Origin of the sequence: Streptomyces spinosisporus (assembly GCF_022698145.1) — a bacterium.
Lineage (GTDB): Bacteria > Actinomycetota > Actinomycetes > Streptomycetales > Streptomycetaceae > Streptomyces > Streptomyces spinosisporus.
Window position 1 is genome coordinate 82,542 of record NZ_JALDAX010000022.1, and the last position, 20,425, is coordinate 102,966.

The following is a 20,425-nucleotide window of genomic DNA, read 5'->3' on the forward strand; positions in this document are numbered from 1 at the left end:
AGAGGGGACGCCGTGTTCAACGCCTTCGAGGAGCTGTTCGCACCGGGCCGCAAACACACCCGTGACGAGCAGAACCGGCTGGAGCTGACCCGCGAGGACGTGGGCGACGCGGACCCCGGACGCGGGCCGATAGACCTCGCGTCCGGGAAGGTCGTCGTACGCCGGCCGAAGCCCGACGGATCGGAAGCGACCGATGCCCCGGAAGCGACCGACGCCCCGGAGGGGAGCGAGGACCCGGGGGAGGCGGAGCAGGCGGCCAAGTGACCGCCGGCTACTTCACCTGCAGCTCCAGGATCCGGTCGTCGCCGCTCTTCGGGTTCCCCCTTCCGTCCGTGTTGCTCGTCGTCAGCCACAGCTTGTCCCCGCCCGCCGACACCACCGTGCGCAGCCGGCCGTACTTGCCGGAGAGGAACGCCTGCGGTTCGGCCGAGGCCTCCGTGCCCTTCAGGGGTATGCGCCACAGGCGCTGACCCTTCAGCCCCGCCATCCAGATGGAACCCTCGGCGTAGGCGATACCGCTGGGGGAGGCGTCGTCCGTGTGCCACTGGGCTATCGGGTTCTGGTACGCGGAATCGGAGGACTTGCCCTCCGCGTCCGGCCAGCCGTAGTTGCCGCCCGGCTTGATCACGTTCAGCTCGTCCCAGGTGTCCTGGCCGAACTCCGAGGCGAACAGGCGCTGTTTGTCGTCCCAGGCCAGACCCTGCACATTGCGGTGGCCGTAGGTGTAGACCGGGGAGTTCGGGAACGGGTTGCCGGGGGCCGGTTCGCCCTCCGGGGTCAGGCGGAGGATCTTGCCGCCCAGGGACTTCTTGTCCTGGGCCAGGCCCTGCTGACCGCTCTCGCCCGTGCCGGCGTAGAGCATCTTGTCCGGGCCGAAGGCGATGCGGCCGCCGTTGTGGATGTATCCCATGGGGATGCCCTTGAAGATCGTGTCCGGAGCGCCCAGTTGTTCGCCGGCCGGCTTCTTCGCGTCGTAGAGCATGCGGACGATGCGGTTGTCCGAGCCCGAGGTGAAGTACGCGTAGATCATGTGGTCCGAGGCGAAGTCCGGGGAGAGGGCGATGCCGAGCAGACCGCCCTCGCCGGCGTGGGAGACGCCCGACACCTTGCCCAGCTCGGTCTTCTTCCCGGTCTTCACATCGACCTTGGTGATCGTCCCCTTGTCGCGTCCGGCGACGAGCAGGCTGCTGTCGTCGGGCAGTGGGGCGACGCCCCACGGGGTGTCCAGGTCCGTGGTCACCGTGCGCAGCACCTTGACCGAGCCCTTGGCGGGCGCCGCCTGCTCGGAGGACCGCTGGGACGGGGAGGAGTTCGCCGTCGTGCTCGCCGGTGGTTTCCTGTCGTCGCTCGCGGATCCGCCGTCCCCGTCACCGGAGGAACAGCCTGCCGTCAGCAGGAGTGCGGTCGTGGCCAGCACGGCCGGCACAGCTCGTCGTAGCACGGTCTTGGTCCCTTCGGGCGGCGGTCCAGCGGCAGGTTCTACTTGTCTTACACCGCTCGCGCCCCGCAGGTTCCCGATCAGCCGATACCGATTGCGCGACGCAGCGGCACCCGGCCGCTTCCGGTCTCGCGACCGCGCTCGTCAGTCCCAGGATCCCCGCGCGCCCGGCAGCTCCGCCACCTCGGCGAGGTCGGCCGGTGTCAGCCGCAGCGCCGCGGCCGCCGCGTTCTGCCGCGCCCAGCGCTCCTGCTTGGTGCCCGGGACCGGTATCACGTGCCGTCCCTGCGCCAGTATCCAGGCCAGCGCCACCTGGGCGGGGGTGACCTCGGCGCCGTGGCGGGCCGCCGTGCGGCGCAGTCCGGCCACGATGGGCTGGTTCGCGGCCATCATCTCCGCGGTGAAACGGGGGTGCCGGGCGCGCAGATCGTCCGGCTCGAAGCCCTCGCCCGGGGTGAGGGTGCCCGTCAGGAAGCCGTTGCCGAGCGGCATCGCAGCCAGGAAGCCGATGCCGCGCGCCTCGCACCACGGCAGCAGCGACTCCAGTGCCTCCGGCGACCACACCGACAACTCGGCCTCCACCGCGCTCACCGGGAACACCTGCTGCACCCGCTTCAGCAGTCCGATCGTCGCGTCGTGCAGGCCCCCGCCCGAGCGTCGGCCGCCGCGCGCGCCGACCGCGCACAGCCCCAACGCCCTGACCTTTCCCGCCTGTACGAGCTCGGCCATCGCGCCCCAGGTCTCCTCGACGGGAACCTCCGGGTCCTCGCGGTGCAGCTGGTAGAGGTCGATCACATCCGTCTGCAGGCGCCTGAGGGAGGCGTCGCAGGCCCGTTTCACATAGCCGGGGCGGCCGTTGGCCACGATGTGCTGCTCACCCACGAGCAGCCCCACCTTCGTGGAGACGAACGCGTCCTCGCGCCGCTCCTTCAGCACCCGCCCCACCAGCAGCTCGTTGGTGAACGGGCCGTACATGTCGGCCGTGTCCAGCAGCGTCGAGCCCGCGTCGAGCGCGCCGTGCACCGCCCTGACGGACTCGTCGCCCCGCTGCCGCGACCCGCTGTACGCCCAGCTCATCGGCATGCACCCGAGGCCGACGGCCCCCACCTCGAGTGCCCCCGCGCCGATCGTCCTGCGATCCACCTGCTCGTGACCCTCCCTCTTACCGGTCCCCCAACCTAACCTCTGCGCTCCCAGCGGCCTGACATAGCCTCCTGGCATGACTGCTGACGTGTGGCTCCCCATCCCGCCGGACACCATCGAGGGGCTCCCCGAAGGCCCCCGCTACCGCTTCTGGGACGGCGCCGAGACCTACCCCGCCGATCCCGCCGACTGCGCCTACTACGTCGTCCCTTACATGAAGCCCGCCGAGGTGCTCCGGCGCCCCGTGCCCGAGCTGAGCGGCGTACAGGTCGTGCAGACGCTGTCGGCCGGCATCGACAGCCTGGAGCCGGCCCTGAAGGACCTGCCGCCCGGCGTGCGGGTGTGCAACGCGCGCGGGGTGCACGAGGCGAGCACCGCCGAGCTCGCGCTCACGCTGATCCTCGCCTCGCTGCGCGGCGTCCCCGACTTCGTGCGCGCCCAGGACCGCGGTGAGTGGCTCGGCGGGTTCCGGCCGGCCCTGGCGGACAAGAGCGTGCTCATCGTCGGGTACGGCTCCATCGGGTCCGCGATCGAGGACCGGCTCGTGCCGTTCGAAGTGGCGCGGGTGGCGCGCGTCGCGCGCTCCGCACGCACCACGGCGCGCGGCCCGGTGCACCCGCTCACCGAACTGCCCGCCCTGCTCCCCGAGGCGGACGTCGTCGTCCTGATCACGCCCCTGAACGACACCACCCGCCACCTGGCCGGCGCCGACTTCCTGGCGCGCATGAAGGACGGCGCCCTGCTCGTGAACGTCGCCCGCGGCCCGGTCGTCGACACCAAGGCCCTGCTCGCCGAGGTGGAGAGCGGCCGTATCACCGCCGCCCTCGATGTCACCGACCCCGAGCCCCTGCCCCGCGAACACCCTCTGTGGCGTGCGCCCGGTGTCCTCATCAGCCCCCACGTCGGCGGACCCACCTCGGCGTTCCTGCCGCGCGCCAAGCGGCTGCTCGTGGACCAGTTGACCCGTTTCGTGAACCGGGAGCCGCTGCGCAACGTGATCCTTACGACAGGCTCAACCGGCGCGTGAACGCGGCGGGTCGAGCGTCCCGCGGGTGACCCGCGCGAGGGGCGCAGCAGGCGCACAGTCCGTTTCCGGCACCCTCCGCAGTCTCCCGGACGCGGTACGTGCTCGCATATCCGCTGGTCGTCACGGAGCGTAGAGGAACTATGTCCCTGAGTGACGAGACTGGTGTATCGTCCGGAGCAGGGGCTGCGCCGTGCACCGTTCGGCGCCGGGGATGGACATTGCAGACTGTGAGGGGGGCGACGGGCGATGCACGGCCTATGGACGAGCGATCCGACGCGACGGGGCCGCCGACGGCGACCCTGGCGTACGGCCGCGTGCAGACGCGGTCACCACGGCAGTCACGGCTGCCGTCACAGCCACCACCACCGCAGGCACAGCGGCCGCCGCAGGCATGCGCATCCAGCGCCCAGGGACGCGCGGGACCCGGGGGCCCAGCGGACCGGGAGCACCCGGTGAGCCCGGCCATGCCCCCCACGACCACCTTCGACGGAGCGCTGCGGACGCGGCCTTCGCCCAGGGTGCTGCTGCCCCGCGGGCCGGTCCCCGCCGGCCGGCCCGGCCTGGTCCGCCAACTCGCCCTCGCCCTGGTGTGCGCGGCCTACGCCGTCGGTGCCGCGCTCGGCTGGGGTTCCACGCAACTCGCCCTGATCATGGGCGACTTCGGGCTGAGCGCCGCCGCGGGCACCGCCGCCGTGTCGCTCTTCCTGTACGCCCGGGGCCGCCGTATCCGCTTTCGCCCCGCCTGGCTGCTGTTCGCGCTCTCCTCGGCCATGGCGTCCCTGGGCAACGCGGTCTGGGGCTGGTACGAGGTGGTCCTCGGGGACCCGGTGCCCACCCCCAGCTATGCCGACCTGTTCTTCCTGTGCTTCGCACCGCCCGCGATCGTGGGGCTCCTGGTGCTCGCCAAACGGCCGGTGACCAAGGCCGGCTGGGTCTGCCTCGCGCTCGACGCCTGGCTGATCGGCGGCTCCCTGCTCACGCTGTCGTGGAGCCTCGCGCTCGCCCAGGCGGCCAAGTTCGACGGGTCGAGCGTCGCGCACACCGCGCTGTCGCTGGCGTACCCCCTGCTGGACATCGCCCTGGTCAGCATGGTGCTCGCCCTGCACTTCCGGCGCTCGGCGGTCAACCGCACCGCGGTCAACACCGCCATCGGCGCACTGGCGTTGACGGTGATGTGCGACGCCCTGTTCACCTCGCCGCTGCTGCACAACAGCTACCACTCGGGCCAGTTGCTCGACGCGGGCTGGTTCGCCGGTTCGCTGCTCCTCGCGTACGCCCCCTGGGCCGCGCCCCGCGGCGGACAGCACTCCGCCGAGGACGACGGGCACACGCGCGTGGTGCACGAACACCTGCCGGGCCCGCACGGCGGCGTCCACCAGCACCACCCCGCGCCACAGGGAGGCGACCACGGCCGCTATCCGGCCGCCCGGCCCATCGCCGGCTCCCTGGCCGCGCTCACGCCCTACCTCGCCGCCGCCGTCTGCACGCTGGGGATCCTCTACAACGTCCTCAACGGCCAAAGCGTCGACCGCGTGGTGCTCCTGACCGGCGGCACGGTCGTGCTCGCGCTCGTGGTGCGCCAGGGCATCATGCTGCTCGACAACATCACCCTCACCCAGGAGCTGGCGCAGAAGGAGAACCACTTCCGCTCCCTGGTGCAGGGCTCCAGCGACGTCATCATGATCGCCGCACCCAACGGCATACTCCGGTACGTCTCCCCGGCCGCCGCCGGGGTCTACGGACGTCCGGCGGAGGAGCTGGTGGGCACGGAACTGGCCAGTCTCATCCACCCGGAGGACCTGGGCTGCGTGGTGCACGAGGTGCGCCGCTTCCTCGCCGCCAGCCCGCTCGAGGAACCCACTACGCGCATCGAGTGCCGGTTCCGGTCCGGCGGCGGCGCCTCCCGCTCGGGGGAAGCCGACAGCGGCGAAGGCTGGCTCAACGTCGAGTCGACCGTCAACCGCCATCAGGGCGGCCTCATCTTCAACAGCCGAGACGTGACCGAACGGGTCCGCCTGCAGGCGCAGCTGCAGCACAACGCCGAGCACGACCCGCTCACCGACCTGCCCAACCGCGCCCTGTTCACCCAGCGCGTGCAGCAGGCCCTGTCCGGCCGCCGCTCCACCGACCGGGGCACGGCCGTCCTCTTCATCGACCTCGACGGCTTCAAGGCCGTCAACGACACGATCGGGCACCAGGCCGGGGACGAGCTGCTCGTCCAGGCCGCCCGCAGACTGCAGGACGCGGTCCGCAAGGGCGACACCGCCTCCCGGCTCGGCGGCGACGAGTTCGCGGCGCTGATCGTGGGGGACGGCACCCGTGACCGCTCCGCGCGCGAACGGCACATCCTGGAGCTCGCCGACCGCCTCAGGGTGACGCTCTCGCAGCCCTACCTCATCGACGGCAACGATGTCCGGGTGGCCGCCTCCATCGGTGTGGCCTTCGCCGAACCGGGCCTCGGCGCGGGCGAGTTGCTGCGTAACGCCGACCTCGCCATGTACCGCGCCAAGGCGGGCGGCAAGGGCCGCGTCGAGCTGTACGCACCCCAGATGCAGCAGGACGTCGTACGCAAGGCGGAGCTCGCCACGCGGCTGCGTGCCGCACTGCACGACGGCGAGTTCGCGCTGCTGCACCAGCCCCTCGTCCGTCTGGAGGACGGCCGGATCTCGTCGGTCGAGGCGCAGGCGCGCTGGCGCTCCTCGCAGGGGGTGCTCTTCACCCCTGCCGAGTTTCTGCGCGTCGCCGAGGACAGCGACCGTACCGCCGAACTGGGCCGCTGGATGCTGGAGGAGGCCGTCGAGCAGGCCGCCGAGCGCACCGCGACGGGGCTGGGCGTGCCCGTGGCGGTCCGGGTCAGTGCCCGCCGTCTCCTGGACCGGTCGATGCCGCTCGGCTCGATCGAGGCGCTGCTGACCCGGCACGGACTGCCGTCCGGCTCCCTGATCATCGAGCTGACCGACGCCGATCCGCGGATCTCGCTGGACGAGCTGGAGCGGCGGCTTGGCACCCTGCGCAGGCTCGGCGTGCGGATCGCCCTGGACGGTTTCGGCAGCGGTCACGCGGCGATCACGGCGCTGCGCCGACTCCCCGTCGACGTGCTGAAGCTCGACCGCAGTCTGGTCGAGGGCGTCGTCGAGTCCGCGCGGCTGCACAAGATCACCAGCGGGCTGCTGCGGATCGCGACCGACCTCGGGCTGCAGTCCGTGGCCGAGGGCGTGGACCTGCCCGAGCAGGTCGTGGCGTTGCGCGCGATGGGCTGCACTCACGGACAGGGTTCGGCGTTCTCCGGTCCGCTCGACGAGTACCGGCTGCGCCGGGCGCTGGCCTCGGGTCACTATCCGGTGCCGCACGGACCCGCCGAGCCGGCCTTCGCGGGCGGTGGCAGCGGGGTGTACACCAGTGGTGTTGCCGCCGTCCTGGGAGGCGGAAGCGCCCTCCGCTCACATAATGAGACTCCCGTCCCACCCACTTGACACGTGGTGTGTGCCGGGGGGAGGGTCAGTGCCATGCGCACCCGAATTCTCGTACTTGGAAAGCGCGTCGGCTGAGCTGGTGATGTCCGGACGAACCCGGAACTCCCAGCGACCACACCCGGCGCGCTCCCCTCGCTTGCCTTACGGCACGAGGGGTTTTTTGTTGCACAGGCACCGCCCGTGCAGCGCCTGAACACCGTACAAACCTCGCAAAAACCCTCAGCATCGAGAAGAGAATGACGATGACCGAGCAGGCCACCGGGACCCATCCGCAGCCGCGGCCCCGATCCGGAGGACAGCAGTCCGCTCCCGAGCACGTCACGGGTGCGCAGTCCCTCATCCGCTCTCTCGAGGAGGTCGGGGCCGACACGGTATTCGGCATTCCCGGCGGCACCATCCTTCCGGCGTACGACCCGATGATGGACTCCACGCGGGTGCGCCACGTGCTGGTCCGCCACGAGCAGGGAGCCGGACACGCCGCGACCGGTTACGCGCAGGCCACCGGCAGGGTCGGCGTCTGCATGGCGACCAGCGGCCCCGGTGCCACCAACCTGGTGACGCCGATCGCCGACGCGATGATGGACTCGGTGCCGCTCGTGGCGATCACCGGCCAGGTCGTCTCCAAGTCGATCGGTACGGACGCCTTCCAGGAGGCGGACATCGTCGGCATCACCATGCCGATCACCAAGCACAGCTTCCTGGTCACCAAGGCGGAGGACATCCCGCGGGCGATCGCGCAGGCGTTCCACATCGCCTCCACCGGCCGCCCCGGACCGGTCCTGGTCGACATCCCCAAGGACATCCTCCAGGCGCGGACCACCTTCTCCTGGCCGCCGGCCATGGACCTGCCCGGCTACCGGCCCGTCACCAAGCCGCACGCCAAGCAGATCCGCGAGGCCGCGAAGCTGATCACCTCCGCCAAGCGGCCGGTCCTCTACGTCGGCGGCGGGGTGATCAAGGCCGGCGCCACCGCCGAGCTGAAGGTCCTCGCCGAACTCACCGGAGCGCCCGTCACCACCACCCTGATGGCGCTCGGCGCATTCCCCGACAGCCACCCGCTGCACGTGGGAATGCCGGGCATGCACGGTGCGGTCACCGCCGTCACCGCGCTGCAGAAGGCCGACCTGATCGTCGCCCTCGGCGCCCGCTTCGACGACCGCGTCACCGGCAACCTGGACAGCTTCGCCCCGTACGCCAAGATCGTCCACGCGGACATCGACCCGGCGGAGATCGGCAAGAACCGTGCCGCGGACGTGCCGATCGTGGGGGACGCGCGGGAGGTCCTGGCCGATCTCATCCAGGCCGTCCAGAAAGAGCACAGCGAGGGCCACCAGGGCGACTACAGCGCCTGGTGGAAGGACCTCACCCGGTGGCGCGACACCTACCCGCTCGGCTACGACCAGCCCGACGACGGCTCGCTGTCCCCGCAGCAGGTCATCGAGCGGATCGGCCGGCTCGCCCCCGAGGACACGATCTTCGCGGCGGGCGTGGGCCAGCACCAGATGTGGGCCGCGCACTACATCCAGTACGAGAAGCCGGCCACGTGGCTGAACTCCGGCGGCGCCGGAACCATGGGGTACGCGGTCCCCGCGGCCATGGGTGCCAAGGCCGGGGCCCCGGACCGGACGGTGTGGGCGATCGACGGTGACGGCTGCTTCCAGATGACCAATCAGGAACTGACCACCTGCGCCCTGAACAACATCCCGATCAAGGTCGCCATCATCAACAACGGCGCCCTCGGGATGGTCCGCCAGTGGCAGACCCTCTTCTACAACCAGCGCTACTCCAACACGGTGCTGCACTCCGGGCCCGACGACGTCAACCCGGAGGCCAGGGGCACCCGCGTCCCCGACTTCGTGAAGCTGTCGGAGGCCATGGGCTGCTACGCGATCCGCTGCGAGTCCCCCGAGGACCTCGACAAGGTCATCGAGGAGGCGAACTCCATCAACGACCGCCCGGTCGTCGTCGACTTCATCGTCCACGAGGACGCGATGGTGTGGCCGATGGTCGCCGCCGGCACCTCGAACGACACGATCATGGCCGCTCGGGACGTCCGCCCCGACTTCGGCGACAACGAAGACGACTGAGCGAGAGACGCAAGAGAGAGACGTAACAGACCATGTCCAAGCACACGCTCTCCGTCCTGGTGGAGAACACCCCCGGCATCCTCGCCCGGATCGCCGCCCTCTTCTCGCGCCGCGGCTTCAACATCGACTCGCTCGCGGTCGGCGTCACCGAACACCCCGACATCTCCCGGATCACCATCGTGGTGGGAGTCGAGGACCTGCCGCTGGAGCAGGTGACCAAACAGCTCAACAAGCTGGTCAACGTGCTGAAGATCGTCGAGCTGGAGCCCGGACAGGCCGTTCAGCGCGAACTCGTTCTGGTGAAGGTGCGCGCCGACAACGAGACGCGCTCCCAGATCGTCGAGATCGTCCAGCTGTTCCGCGCCAAGACCGTGGACGTCTCCCCCGAGGCCGTGACGATCGAGGCCACCGGCAGCAGCGAGAAGCTGTCCGCCATGCTCAAGATGCTGGAGCCGTACGGCATCAAGGAGCTCGTCCAGTCCGGCACGATCGCGATCGGCCGCGGCGCCCGTTCGATCACGGACCGCTCGCTGCGCGCCCTCGACCGGTCGGCATAACGGCGCAAACGGGCGGCCGGGTGACTCCGGCCGCCCGGATACCGAGACCCCGAGACGTCCCTTCCGCCCACCGTCATACGGTGGGACGCAACACCTGCACACAAGGAGAGAACCCAAAGTGGCCGAGCTGTTCTACGACGCCGACGCCGACCTTTCCATCATCCAGGGCCGCAAGGTCGCGGTCATCGGTTACGGCAGCCAGGGCCACGCCCACGCCCTGTCGCTGCGTGACTCGGGTGTCGACGTGCGTGTCGGTCTGCACGAGGGCTCCAAGTCCAAGGCCAAGGCCGAGGAGCAGGGCCTGCGCGTGGTGAGCCCGTCCGAGGCGGCCGCCGAGGCCGACGTCATCATGATCCTGGTCCCGGACCCGATCCAGGCCCAGGTCTACGAGGAGCACATCGCCCCGAACCTGAAGGACGGCGACGCGCTGTTCTTCGGCCACGGCCTGAACATCCGCTTCGACTTCATCAAGCCCCCGGCGGGCGTCGACGTGTGCATGGTCGCCCCCAAGGGCCCGGGCCACCTGGTGCGCCGCCAGTACGAGGAGGGCCGCGGCGTCCCGTGCATCGTGGCCGTCGAGCAGGACGCGAGCGGCAACGGCTTCGCGCTGGCGCTGTCGTACGCCAAGGGCATCGGCGGCACCCGCGCCGGCGTCATCAAGACGACCTTCACCGAGGAGACCGAGACCGACCTGTTCGGTGAGCAGGCCGTGCTCTGCGGTGGCACCGCGGCGCTGGTGAAGGCGGGCTTCGAGACGCTGACCGAGGCCGGCTACCAGCCGGAGATCGCGTACTTCGAGTGCCTGCACGAGCTGAAGCTGATCGTGGACCTCATGTACGAGGGCGGCCTGGAGAAGATGCGCTGGTCGATCTCCGAGACCGCCGAGTGGGGCGACTACGTCACCGGCCCGCGGATCATCACCGACGCCACCAAGGCCGAGATGAAGAAGGTCCTCGCCGAGATCCAGGACGGCACCTTCGCCACGAACTGGATGGCCGAGTACCACGGCGGTCTGAAGAAGTACAACGAGTACAAGCAGGCCGACGCGGAGTCCCTGCTGGAGACCACCGGCAAGCAGCTGCGCAAGCTGATGAGCTGGGTGAACGAGGAGGCGTAGGTCTCCGACGGACGGGGCCGGAGCGGACTGCTCCGGCCCCTTTGTCCAGCCCGTCGCATCACGGACGGGTGATCCTTCCGCGGAGGCGCAGGACGAGAACCACAGCGCCACTACACTGCCGTATTACATACGCGTCAGGCCCACAGCGTCGTGCGTCTTCCACGCGGCTCAAGCGGCCCCCACGGCCGCGACAACCCTCCACCGCCTGCGGCCGTCGGGACGGCCGTCCGCAATGGACTTGTGAGGACTCACGTGAGCTCGAAACCCGTCGTACTCATCGCCGAAGAGCTGTCGCCCGCCACCGTGGACGCGCTCGGCCCCGACTTCGAGATCCGCCACTGCAACGGAGCGGACCGAGCCGAACTGCTCCCCGCCATCGCCGACGTCGACGCCATCCTGATCCGCTCGGCCACCAAGGTCGACGCCGAGGCGATCGCCGCCGCGAACAAGCTGAAGGTCGTCGCGCGAGCCGGCGTCGGCCTGGACAACGTCGACGTCTCCGCCGCCACCAAGGCCGGCGTGATGGTCGTCAACGCACCGACCTCCAACATCGTGACCGCCGCCGAGCTCGCCTGCGGTCTGCTCATCGCCACCGCCCGCCACATCCCGCAGGCCAACGCCGCGCTGAAGAACGGCGAGTGGAAGCGCAGCAAGTACACGGGCGTGGAGCTCGCCGAGAAGACCCTCGGCGTGGTGGGTCTCGGCCGCATCGGCGCGCTCGTCGCCCAGCGCATGTCCGCCTTCGGCATGAAGGTCGTCGCCTACGACCCCTACATCCAGCCCGCCCGCGCCGCGCAGATGGGCGTGAAGGTGCTGTCGCTGGACGAGCTGCTCGAGGTCTCCGACTTCATCACCGTCCACCTCCCCAAGACCCCCGAGACCCTCGGCCTGATCGGCGAGGAGGCGCTGCGCAAGGTCAAGCCGAGCGTGCGCATCGTCAACGCCGCGCGCGGCGGCATCGTCGACGAGGAGGAGCTGTACTCCGCGCTGAAGGAGGGCCGCGTCGCGGGCGCCGGCCTGGACGTGTACGCGAAGGAGCCGTGCACGGACTCGCCGCTGTTCGAGTTCGACCAGGTCGTCTCCACCCCGCACCTCGGCGCCTCCACGGACGAGGCGCAGGAGAAGGCCGGTATCGCCGTCGCACGCTCGGTGCGCCTCGCCCTCGCCGGCGAGCTCGTGCCCGACGCGGTGAACGTGCAGGGCGGTGTCATCGCCGAGGACGTCAAGCCGGGCCTGCCGCTCGCCGAGCGCCTCGGCCGCATCTTCACCGCGCTCGCGGGCGAGGTCGCGGTCCGTCTCGACGTCGAGGTGTACGGCGAGATCACCCAGCACGACGTGAAGGTGCTGGAGCTGTCCGCCCTCAAGGGTGTCTTCGAGGACGTCGTCGACGAGACGGTGTCGTACGTCAACGCCCCGCTGTTCGCGCAGGAGCGCGGCGTCGAGGTGCGGCTGACCACCAGCTCCGAGGCGACCGACCACCGCAATGTCGTCACCGTGCGCGGCACGCTCACGGACGGCCAGGAGGTCTCGGTCTCCGGCACGCTGGCCGGTCCGAAGCACCTGCAGAAGATCGTCGCCGTCGGTGAGTACGACGTCGACCTCGCGCTCGCCGAGCACATGGTGGTGCTGCGCTACGAGGACCGTCCCGGCGTCGTCGGCACCGTCGGCCGTATCTTCGGCGAGGCGGGCATCAACATCGCCGGCATGCAGGTCGCCCGGGCGGCGGCCGGCGGGGAGGCGCTGGCCGTGCTGACCGTCGACGACACGGTGGGGTCGGGGGTTCTGGCTGAGGTCGCCGCAGAGATCGGGGCCACGTTCGCTCGGTCGGTGAACCTGGTCTGACCCCAGCAAGGCGAAACGCCGGACGGGCTGACATTGCCCGTCCGGCGTTTTTATGTGCCCGTCACTTGTCGATCACGCGGATCCCCCGCAGCGCCCGCGCCGCCAGCAGGGCCGCTGCCGCGAGGAGTACGGCTCCGGCGATCGCCGCGCCCTGCAGGCCGCTGGTGAAGGCCTCGCGGGCGGTGGTCGCCAGGGCGTCTCCCGTGCGCCCCGGGAGCCGGTCCGCGATCGCCAGTGCGCCGCCGAGGGTGTCGTGGGCCGCGTCCGGTGCCGAGGCCGGGATGTCGTGGCGGTAGATCGCGGTGCCGATGGAGCCGAGGATCGCCATGCCCAGGGCGCCGCCGAACTCCGCGCCGGTCTCCATCAGGGAGGACGCCGAGCCCGCCCGCTCCACCGGGGCGCTGCTCAGGGCGAGGTCGGTGATCTGCGAGATGACCATGACGATGCCGGAGGCGAGGACGCCGCACGCGGCCAGGACCAGCCAGAGCGAGTCGGTGTCCGCGAAGGCGAGCATCGCGTAGCCGCCGGCGGCGACGGCGAAGCCCGCGGTGACGACGTGGGCGCGGCTCACGCCCTTCTGGACCAGTGAGGTCGCCAGCGGCGCCGCCATGCCGATCGGCACCGAGGGGAGCAGCGCCCACAGGGCCGCCTCCATCGCACTCTTGCCGAGGACCGACTGCAGGTACTGGGTGGTGAAGAAGGCCGAGCCCATCATGCCGAACGAGGCGACCAGGTTGAGGACCACGGAGGGCGCGAAGCCGCGGCCGCGGAAGAGGGCCGGGTCGATCAGCGGGGAGGCCGCGGTGCGCTGGCGGTGGACGAAGAGGGCCGCGAAGAGCAGGCCGACGGTGATCGAGACGACGTACTGGGCGTGCCAGCCCTCGGAGGGGATCTCCTTGAGGCCGTAGATGACGGGGAGCACGGCGGCCATCGACAGCGGGACGCTCGGCCAGTCGAAGCGGCCGGGCTCGGGGTCGCGCGACTCCGGCAGCAGGAACGGGCCGAGGACCAGGAGCAGCGCCATCGCGGGCAGGTTGACCAGGAAGACCGAGCCCCACCAGAAGTACTGGACCAGGACACCGCTCATCACCGAGCCGAGCGCGATGCCGGCGGTCATCACGCCGGACCACAGGCCGATCGCCTTCGCGCGCTGGCCGGGGTCGGTGAACATCGCGCGGACCAGCGCCATGGTCGACGGCATCAGGGTCGCGCCGCCGATGCCGAGCACCGCGCGGGCCGCTATCAGGGTCTCGGCGCTGTTCGCGTAGGCCGCGACGAGCGAGGCGGTGCCGAAGGCCGCGGCGCCGGTCAGCAGGAGCCTGCGGCGGCCGATGCGGTCGCCCAGCGAGCCCATGGTCATCAGCAGGCCGGCCAGGACGAAGGCGTAGATGTCGAAGATCCACAGCTGCTGGGTGCCGCTCGGCTCCAGGTCCGCGCTGATCGCCGGGATGGCGAAGTACAGGACGGAGACGTCCATCGAGACCAGCAGCAGCGGGAGCATCAGGACGCCCAGGGCGGTCCATTCACGGCGGCCGGCGAGGCCGGACGGGGAGGTGGTGGTGCTCGGTGAGTTCGTCATGACAGGGACTGTACGGGCGTCTTAAACGCTTGTCTAGAACGAGCGTATAAATCGTTCGTCTAGGACGGTTGTATGGATCGGCGGTAGGGTGGCGGGCATGGGACACCGTGAGGATCTGCTCGAAGGCGCCAAACGCTGCCTGCTTCAGAAGGGGTTCCTGCGTACGACCGCGCGGGACGTCGTCAAGGAGTCGGGGACCAACCTCGCGTCGATCGGCTATCACTACGGGTCGAAGGACGCACTGCTGGCGCAGGCCTACCTCGCGCTCGTGGAGGAGATGTCGTTCGGGGGAGAGGCCGGGATCGGGGGCGCGCCCGGTTCGCTGGAGCGCTTCCGTGAGGTGTGGTCGAACATCGTCGACTCGATGCGCCGGCCCGGCTCGCTGTGGCGGCTGAGCCTGGAGATCGTCACCATGGGCGACCAACTGCCCGAAGTGCGCGACCAGTTGTCGCGCGCGCAGCGCGAGGGCGGCCGTGGCCTGGTGTCCCTGATGACGTCGGTGCCGGAGGAGGAGATCTCGGACGAGACCGCCGACACCCTGGGCCGCTTCTACATGACCCTGATGTCGGGGCTCATCTCGCAGTGGACCTTCGACCCGAAGACCGCGCCCGACGCGGACACCCTCACCGAGGGCCTCAGGCAGATCGTCGAGGGCATCACGGAGAACTGACCCGCCCGTCGCACGGCCCCGCTCACAGCCGCGCCCCCTTCAGCGCCATGTGCAGCAGGAGCCGGTCCTCGCCGTCGTCCAGGTCGAGGCCGGTCAGTTGCTCCACGCGGGAGAGGCGGTAGTAGAGGGTCTGGCGGTGGATGCCCAGTTCGGCGGCGGTGCGGGTGGCCTGGCCCGCGCAGTCGAGGTAGACCTCCGCGGTGCGGGCGAGTTCGCGGTGGGCGGGGGACAGGAGCAGGTCGACCGCCGGGTCGTGGGCCACCTCCGGCGGCAGCGAGGTCAGCAGCCGGAAGGGGCCGATGTGCGTCCACTCGGCTACCGGGCCGAGCCGGGGTTCCGCGAGTGCGGCACGCGCCGCCGCCGAGGCCTCGCGCCAGGCCGTCGCCAGTTCCGCGAGACCGGTGCGCGCGGGGGCGACACCGGACGCGGCGGTGGTGCCGCGGTCCAGCTGCCGGGCCCGCTCCAGCAGCCGTCCCGCCGCCGTGACCGCCGGGGTCAGCACGTCCGCCGAGCGCAGCCGGACCAGTAGGGCGAGGGACTGGGAGGCCGCGCCCCACGGCACCGTGCACAGCGCCGTCGCGCCCGGCACGGTACGGACCGAAGGGGCGTCGTCCGGGTCGGCGGACGGCCAGGGGGTCACACAGACCACCGTGTGCAGGGCGTCCGCGCGCGAGGCCAGCGCGGTGCGCAGCTCCGCCACCGCCATGTCCTGCTGCCAGCCCCGCTCGGCGGTGAGCACGGCGCGCAGCTCCCGGGTGAGATCGGCGCCGTGCTGGGCCTCGTCCGCGAGCAGGGCGCCGATGCGGACCGTCACGTCCATCGCCGCGGCCAGCTGCTGCTCGGTCGGGCCCGGATCGGAGTCCAGCAGCCAGACATAGCCGAGGACGACACCCCGATGGCGTACCGGAAGACAGATGCGCCCCCGGTGCACACCCGCCTCGGGCGTGCGCGGGATACGGACCGGGCCCGTCGCCCGGGTGATGCCGAAGCCCTCGAACCAGGTGCGGACGGCGGAGGTGGAGCGCCGGGTCAGGATCGAGCGGGTGCGCACCGGGTCCAGGGCCGAGGCGTCGAGGTCGCCCTCGCTGTCGTAGGCACCGAAGGCGATCAGCTCGAAGTCCCGGCTCTCCAGGGTCGCGGGCGCCCCGAGGAGCTCCGAGATCTCGTCGACCAGTTCCTGGTAGTCACCTTTGTAGTCCGCCGTCACGGGGGCATTCTCCCGCATTTCCGCAGGCGCCTCATACATCTGTCTGAGATCTGCGGCACGGATGCGTGACAGCTGTCGATGGTCGACGATCGGAGCAATCCTTAGGTTTCACGGTGGTTCTATCTGCTGGTTTGTGGAGGTGCCCCGTGCTGGGTCCCGTGATTCTTGCCGCGTCGCGCAGCGACCGGATGCGACGCCTGATCTCGGCGGCCCCGGTGACCAAGCAGGTCGTCGACCGCTTCATCCCCGGTGAGACCGTCGACGACATCGTGCCGATCATCAAGGACCTCACGGGCAAGGGCCTGGAGCTGACGATGGACGTCGTCGGCGAGGACATCACCACCCCCGAGCAGTCCCACGCCGCCCGCGACGCCTACCTGGCGCTCATCGACCGGCTGGCGGTGCTGGACCTGGGCGAACAGGTCGAGATGTCCGTCAAGCTGTCCATGTTCGGCCAGGCTCTGGAGGGTGGCCACGAATTGGCGCTCGCCAACGTCCGCCAGGTCGTCGTCGCGGCCGCCGCCATCGGTACGACGGTCACGCTCGACGCCGAGGACCACACCACCCTCGACTCGATGTTCGCCATCCACGAGGAGCTGCGGAAGGACTTCCCGCAGACCGGCTGCGTCATCCAGGCCTACCTGTTCCGCACCGAGGCCGACGCCCGCCGGCTCGCCGCCGCCGGCAGCCGGGTGCGGCTGGTGAAGGGCGCGTACAAGGAGCCCGCCGAGGTCGCGTACCAGAACAAGCACGAGATCGACAAGGCGTACGTCCGCATCCTGAAGATCCTGATGGAGGGCGAGGGGTACCCGATGATCGGCTCCCACGACCCGCGTCTGATCTCGATCGCCCAGGAACTCGCCCACCGCGCCGGACGCAAGCCCGACGAGTACGAGTTCCAGATGCTCTACGGCATCCGCGGCGACGAGCACCTGCGGCTGGCCGCCGAGGGCCACCGCATGCGCGTGTACACCGCCTACGGCACCGACTGGTACGGCTACTTCATGCGCAGGCTCGCGGAGAAGCCTGCCAATCTGCGGTTCTTCGTCCGCAGCATGATCAGCAAGGGCTGACCCCGAACACCCGCTCACGTACAAGGAGTTACGGATCTCATGGACGCTGTGACCCAGGTCCCCACCCCCGTCAACGAGCCGGTGCACGGCTACGCCCCCGGCTCGCCCGAGCGCGCCCGGCTGGAGGCCAAGCTCAAGGAGCTGGCCGAGAACCCGGTCGACCTGCCGATGACCATCGGCGGCGAGAAGCGCCTCGGCGGCGGCGAACCCTTCCAGGTGGTCCAGCCGCACAACCACAAGGCCGTCATCGGCACCGGCCGGCACGCCACCCAGCAGGACGCGCGGGACGCCATCGACGCGGCCCTCGCCGCCGCGCCCGCCTGGCGCGCGATGTCCTTCGACGACCGCGCCGCGATCATCCTGCGCGCCGCCGAACTGCTGTCGGGCCCCTGGCGCGAGACCATCGCCGCCTCCACCATGCTCGGTCAGTCCAAGACCGCCCAGCAGGCCGAGATCGACAGCCCCTGCGAGCTGATCGACTTCTGGCGGTTCAACGTCCACTACGCCCGCAACATCCTGGCCGAGCAGCCCCCGGCCAACTCCCCGGGCGTCTGGAACCGCATGGACCACCGCCCGCTGGAGGGATTCGTCTACGCGATCACGCCGTTCAACTTCAGCGCGATCGCGGGCAACCTGCCCACCGCCCCCGCCCTCATGGGCAACGTGGTCGTCTGGAAGCCGTCCCCGACCCAGACGCACGCGGCCGTCCTGCTGATGCAGCTCCTGGAGGAGGCGGGTCTGCCCAAGGGCGTCATCAACCTCGTCACCGGTGACGGCATCGAGGTCTCCAAGGTCGCCCTGGTCCACCGCGACCTCGCGGGCATCCACTTCACCGGCTCGACCAAGACCTTCCAGTACCTGTGGAAGACGGTCGGCAACAACATCGGGAAGTACCGCACCTACCCGCGTCTGGTCGGCGAGACCGGCGGCAAGGACTTCCTGGTCGCGCACCCCAGCGCCGACCGCGCGGTCCTCAAGACCGCCCTGACCCGCGGCGCCTTCGAGTACCAGGGCCAGAAGTGCAGCGCGACCTCCCGCGCCTACATCCCGGCGTCCATCTGGAACTCCGGCTTCAAGGAGGAGTTCGCGGCCGAGGTCGACCACCTGACCATGGGTGACGTCACCGACCTGTCGAACTTCATGGGCGCCGTGATCGACGAGCGCGCCTTCGCCAAGAGCAAGGCCGCGATCGACCGCGCCAAGTCCGACCCGGCCTGCACGATCGTCGCGGGCGGTTCCTACGACGACTCGGTCGGCTACTTCGTCCGCCCGACCGTCGTGGAGTGCTCCGACCCGGAGAACGAGGTCTTCCGCACCGAGTACTTCGGCCCGTTCCTCGCCGTGCACGTCTACGAGGACGACAGGTACGACGAGATGCTGACGCAGATGGAGTCGGTCTCGGACTACGCGCTGACGGGCTCGGTCATCGCCAATGACCGAGCGGCGGCGGCGTACACGATGGAGAAGCTGCGCTACGCGGCCGGCAACTTCTACATCAACGACAAGTCCACCGGCGCCGTCGTCGGCCAGCAGCCCTTCGGCGGCGGCCGTGCCTCCGGCACCAACGACAAGGCCGGCGCCCCGCAGAACCTGCTGCGCTGGACGCTGACCCGGGCCATCAAGGAGACCCTGGTCCCGCCGACGGACTACACCTACCCGCACATGGGCTGACCTCCGCGGACACACGAACGGGCCGGGTCCCTCGACCCGGCCCGTTCGCATGCCCCGGCCGGTTCAGCCCGGCATCTCGGTGCGTTCCCACCACTCGTACACGGGGAGCGTCCCCTCCGCCGTGTCCGCCTGGCGTGCGGTCCGGCGGAAGTGCTCGTAGCCGCCCCGCAGTTCGATCTTCAGGTCCACCTCGGGTGCCGCGAGCGCGACGATCCGTTCGGGCAGGTCCCGGGGGCCGCCCTCCAGCACTGCCTTCGTCGTGTCGTTCATGACCTCGCCCTTCCGTGTCGTCACTCCGGGTTGTCGCTCCGGGCTGTCACTCCGGCAGGACCAGCACGAGCCTGCCCTTCGCCCGGCCCGCCTCGCCCAACTCATGTGCCTTGGCCGCCTCGGCGAAGGGGAGCGCCGCCTCGACGTGGATGCGGATGCGGCCGTTCGCCAGCAGTGCGGCGATCCTGGCGAGGCGCTCCCCGGACGGCCTCGTCTCCACGGCGGCGAAGCGCATCCCGCGGGCCTCCACCTCCTCCGGGGCGAGCCCCGGGTCGCCGGGGACGGCCGTGATGAACAGGCCGCCCGGGCGCAGGGTGTTCAGGGTGCGCGGGCCGTAGTCGCCGCCGATCAGATCGAGGGCGGCGTCGATGTCGTGCACGGCCTCGGTGAAGTCGCCGGCCGTGTAGTCGACCGGTTCGTCGGCGCCGAGGTCGCGCAGGAAGTCGTGCCGGTCGGCGCGCGCGGTCGCGACGACGTACGCGCCCTCCGCCTTGGCCAGCTGCACCGCCGCGTGCCCGACGCCGCCGGCCGCCGCGTGGATCAGGACGCGGGTGGCCGGGCCGACCCCGGCGATGTCGATCAGGGCCTGCCAGGCGGTCAGTACGGCGGTCGGGGCGGCGGCCGCGTGGATGTGGTCCAGGGAGGCGGGCTTCGGGGCGAAGTGGGCAGCCGGTGCGGTGACATGGGTGGCGTATCCGCCGGAGTCGATCCTGGCGAAGACCTCGTCGCCGGGACGCAGGCCGGTGACCCCGTCCCCCAGGGCCTCCACGGTGCCGGAGACGTCGCAGCCGAGGGTGAAGGGCGGCTGCCCGTACAGGGGCGCCCTGCCCGAACGGATCTGCAGGTCCACGGGGTTGACGGCCACCGCGTGCACCCGGAGCAGGATCTCGCCCGCGGCGGGTGCGGGACGCGGTCCTTCCGCCGGCTCCAGGACCTCCGGTCCGCCGAAGCGGCGCTGGGTCATCTTCAGTGTGCGAGGAGCCTGTGCGTGGGGACGTTCCGTGGCCATCGGGTCTCCCTCCCGGGTCCGGACCGGGCGGCGGGTGCGACCGCCTTCGTCCATCGTTGCTCCGGCGGGAGGGCTTGGGCACCCCCTGGGAGAGCCACCCTCAAAAGCCCAGCTCAGCGGGGTGTGACCCGATCCACCGTCTCAGATAGTAGGAAGTCCGAGTAATTGTGGAGACAGACCGGGGCCGCTCCCTTACTTTTGTAGAAGCCGAACGTCTCGCTCGACCAAGCGAATGGCGGTCGTGAGCCGGGCCCCGTGCAGG

General features: G+C 70.6%; 16 protein-coding genes. 10 read left to right on the forward strand and 6 right to left on the reverse strand.

From position 1 onward, the window contains the following. Positions 1 to 12 precede the first annotated feature (12 nt). Positions 13 to 264, forward strand: coding sequence for a DUF6191 domain-containing protein (locus tag MQN93_RS38195; protein ID WP_242713093.1), 252 nt, complete (start codon positions 13 to 15; stop codon positions 262 to 264). Positions 265 to 271: 7 nt separating this feature from the next. On the opposite strand, the gene MQN93_RS38200 is transcribed toward MQN93_RS38195, so the two are convergent. Further along, a complete protein-coding gene (locus MQN93_RS38200) occupies positions 272 to 1,426 on the reverse strand; it encodes a PQQ-dependent sugar dehydrogenase (protein WP_037780366.1) in 1,155 nt (384 codons plus the stop codon). Between the two features lie 156 nt (positions 1,427 to 1,582). Continuing rightward, a complete protein-coding gene (locus MQN93_RS38205; protein WP_016432498.1) occupies positions 1,583 to 2,581 on the reverse strand; it encodes an aldo/keto reductase in 999 nt (332 codons plus the stop codon). Between the two features lie 76 nt (positions 2,582 to 2,657). Between MQN93_RS38205 and MQN93_RS38210 the strand changes: the two genes are divergently transcribed. The 6 genes from MQN93_RS38210 to serA all read left to right on the forward strand — a co-directional run bounded on the left by MQN93_RS38210 (position 2,658) and on the right by serA (position 12,684). Then, positions 2,658 to 3,608, forward strand: coding sequence for a 2-hydroxyacid dehydrogenase (locus MQN93_RS38210; protein ID WP_242713094.1), 951 nt, complete (start codon positions 2,658 to 2,660; stop codon positions 3,606 to 3,608). Between the two features lie 464 nt (positions 3,609 to 4,072). Then, a complete protein-coding gene (locus tag MQN93_RS38215; protein ID WP_242713095.1) occupies positions 4,073 to 7,081 on the forward strand; it encodes a putative bifunctional diguanylate cyclase/phosphodiesterase in 3,009 nt (1,002 codons plus the stop codon). A 236-nt stretch (positions 7,082 to 7,317) separates the two neighbouring features. Next, on the forward strand, positions 7,318 to 9,168 hold the full coding sequence (locus MQN93_RS38220) for an acetolactate synthase large subunit (protein ID WP_016432495.1): 1,851 nt from the start codon (positions 7,318 to 7,320) through the stop codon (positions 9,166 to 9,168). A gap of 32 nt (positions 9,169 to 9,200) precedes the next feature. Next, entirely contained in the window at positions 9,201 to 9,725 is a 525-nt protein-coding gene (ilvN, locus tag MQN93_RS38225; protein ID WP_016432494.1) for an acetolactate synthase small subunit, read from the forward strand. A 118-nt stretch (positions 9,726 to 9,843) separates the two neighbouring features. Further along, positions 9,844 to 10,842: a ketol-acid reductoisomerase gene (gene ilvC / locus MQN93_RS38230; RefSeq protein ID WP_016432493.1), complete on the forward strand. Its 999-nt coding sequence runs from the start codon at positions 9,844 to 9,846 to the stop codon at positions 10,840 to 10,842. A 252-nt stretch (positions 10,843 to 11,094) separates the two neighbouring features. Next, complete coding sequence (serA, locus tag MQN93_RS38235; RefSeq protein WP_242713096.1) at positions 11,095 to 12,684, forward strand: phosphoglycerate dehydrogenase; 1,590 nt, start codon at positions 11,095 to 11,097, stop codon at positions 12,682 to 12,684. A gap of 61 nt (positions 12,685 to 12,745) precedes the next feature. Here serA and MQN93_RS38240 read toward each other — a convergent pair whose 3' ends face one another. Next, positions 12,746 to 14,263 carry an MFS transporter gene (locus tag MQN93_RS38240; RefSeq protein WP_242713097.1) on the reverse strand — a complete coding sequence of 506 codons (1,518 nt, stop codon included), beginning with the start codon at positions 14,261 to 14,263 and terminating at the stop codon, positions 12,746 to 12,748. 97 nt (positions 14,264 to 14,360) lie between these two features. Between MQN93_RS38240 and MQN93_RS38245 the strand changes: the two genes are divergently transcribed. Further along, complete coding sequence (locus MQN93_RS38245) at positions 14,361 to 14,933, forward strand: TetR/AcrR family transcriptional regulator (protein WP_242713098.1); 573 nt, start codon at positions 14,361 to 14,363, stop codon at positions 14,931 to 14,933. Between the two features lie 22 nt (positions 14,934 to 14,955). Here the strand turns inward: MQN93_RS38245 and MQN93_RS38250 are convergent, their stop codons facing one another. Next, complete coding sequence (locus tag MQN93_RS38250) at positions 14,956 to 16,158, reverse strand: PucR family transcriptional regulator (protein WP_242713099.1); 1,203 nt, start codon at positions 16,156 to 16,158, stop codon at positions 14,956 to 14,958. 128 nt (positions 16,159 to 16,286) lie between these two features. On the opposite strand from MQN93_RS38250, the gene MQN93_RS38255 reads away from it, so the two are divergent. Continuing rightward, a complete protein-coding gene (locus tag MQN93_RS38255) occupies positions 16,287 to 17,213 on the forward strand; it encodes a proline dehydrogenase family protein (protein WP_242713100.1) in 927 nt (308 codons plus the stop codon). Between the two features lie 39 nt (positions 17,214 to 17,252). Beyond that, positions 17,253 to 18,884: an L-glutamate gamma-semialdehyde dehydrogenase gene (gene pruA, locus MQN93_RS38260; RefSeq protein ID WP_242713101.1), complete on the forward strand. Its 1,632-nt coding sequence runs from the start codon at positions 17,253 to 17,255 to the stop codon at positions 18,882 to 18,884. A gap of 63 nt (positions 18,885 to 18,947) precedes the next feature. Here the strand turns inward: pruA and MQN93_RS38265 are convergent, their stop codons facing one another. Next, positions 18,948 to 19,154, reverse strand: a complete 207-nt coding sequence (locus MQN93_RS38265) for a DUF5988 family protein (protein WP_016432486.1) — start codon at positions 19,152 to 19,154, stop codon at positions 18,948 to 18,950. A 46-nt stretch (positions 19,155 to 19,200) separates the two neighbouring features. Further along, positions 19,201 to 20,163 (reverse strand): NADP-dependent oxidoreductase, encoded by a 963-nt coding sequence (locus tag MQN93_RS38270; RefSeq protein ID WP_242713102.1) that lies wholly within the window; start codon positions 20,161 to 20,163, stop codon positions 19,201 to 19,203. Positions 20,164 to 20,425: the final 262 nt, after the last annotated feature.

Excerpts from the sequence above, each read along its gene's own strand:
- MQN93_RS38210 (WP_242713094.1), top strand. The coding sequence starts at position 2,658 with ATGACTGCTGACGTGTGGCTCCCCATCCCGCCGGACACCATCGAGGGG.
- MQN93_RS38215 (WP_242713095.1), top strand. The coding sequence starts at position 4,073 with ATGCCCCCCACGACCACCTTCGACGGAGCGCTGCGGACGCGGCCTTCG.
- MQN93_RS38220 (WP_016432495.1), top strand. The coding sequence starts at position 7,318 with ATGACGATGACCGAGCAGGCCACCGGGACCCATCCGCAGCCGCGGCCC.
- ilvN (WP_016432494.1), top strand. The coding sequence starts at position 9,201 with ATGTCCAAGCACACGCTCTCCGTCCTGGTGGAGAACACCCCCGGCATC.
- MQN93_RS38240 (WP_242713097.1), bottom strand. The coding sequence starts at position 14,263 with ATGACGAACTCACCGAGCACCACCACCTCCCCGTCCGGCCTCGCCGGC.
- MQN93_RS38245 (WP_242713098.1), top strand. The coding sequence starts at position 14,361 with ATGGGACACCGTGAGGATCTGCTCGAAGGCGCCAAACGCTGCCTGCTT.
- MQN93_RS38250 (WP_242713099.1), bottom strand. The coding sequence starts at position 16,158 with ATGCGGGAGAATGCCCCCGTGACGGCGGACTACAAAGGTGACTACCAG.
- pruA (WP_242713101.1), top strand. The coding sequence starts at position 17,253 with ATGGACGCTGTGACCCAGGTCCCCACCCCCGTCAACGAGCCGGTGCAC.
- MQN93_RS38265 (WP_016432486.1), bottom strand. The coding sequence starts at position 19,154 with ATGAACGACACGACGAAGGCAGTGCTGGAGGGCGGCCCCCGGGACCTG.
- MQN93_RS38270 (WP_242713102.1), bottom strand. The coding sequence starts at position 20,163 with ATGGCCACGGAACGTCCCCACGCACAGGCTCCTCGCACACTGAAGATG.